Here is a 956-nt window from a genome sequence, read left to right as displayed (position 1 = left end):
GTCCTCGACCAATTCGGCGAACTGGCGCTGTTGCGGGAAACGGCCGATGAGGGTCGCGACCTGCTGAACATCAGCTATGCCTCGACCCCGACCACCAGCACCGTCGACCTCAGCCAAACCAACCTGCAGAACGTCGAAAACGTCACCCTCACCGGCCTCGGTGCCTTCACCGTAGTCGGCAACGACCTGAACAACACCCTGCTCGGCAACGCCTCCATCAATACCCTGCAAGGCGGGGCCGGCAATGACTGGCTGGATGGCGGCGTGGGCGCCGATATTCTCAGCGGCGGCGGCGGCGATGACACCTACGTCATCGACAACCCCGTCGACAAGATTGTTGAAAACACTGACGAAGGCCGTGACCTGGTCAGGACGGCGGTGAGCTACACCCTCTCGGCCAATATCGAAGACGGCGTGCTGCTCGGCGCCGCGGTCTTGAACCTCACGGGCAATGAACTCGATAACAGCCTCACCGGCAACGCCGCCGCCAACCTCCTCGACGGCAAGGCCGGCGTCGACCTCCTCGACGGCGGTGCCGGCAATGACACCTATATCATCGACAACCTCGGCGACACGGTGATCGAACGCGGCACCTCGCTGGCCGAGATCGACACGGTCGCCTCGTCGATCAGTTACACCCTGGGCAGCAACCTCGAGAACATGACCCTCACCGGCAGCGATCACCTCGACGCCTCCGGCAATGCCCTGAGCAATCGCCTGACCGGCAACTCCGGCAGCAACGTTCTGGATGGTGGAATTGGCGCCGACGTGATGATCGGCGGCAACGGCAATGACACCTACATCGTCGACAACCTCAAGGACGCGGTCACCGAGACCAGCATCCTGGTATCTGAAGTCGACACCGTGCGCTCCTCGGTCAGCTGGACCCTGGGTGCCAACCTGGAAAACCTAACCCTCACTGGCAGCGATCACCTCAACGGCGTCGGCAACACCCT

Annotated in this window: 1 protein-coding gene; it reads left to right on the top strand. The window is 62.6% G+C overall.

The genetic code is table 11. The annotated features are described in order from the left end of the window. A partial coding sequence (locus tag NHU87_RS28300; protein WP_367399074.1) for a calcium-binding protein occupies window positions 1-956 on the top strand: 956 nt, incomplete at both ends.

This window comes from Pseudomonas mandelii (assembly GCF_024138395.1).
GTDB lineage: Bacteria > Pseudomonadota > Gammaproteobacteria > Pseudomonadales > Pseudomonadaceae > Aquipseudomonas > Aquipseudomonas mandelii_E.
The sequence above is the reverse complement of the archived record's forward strand: the minus strand, read 5'-3'. Positions and strand labels throughout refer to the sequence as shown.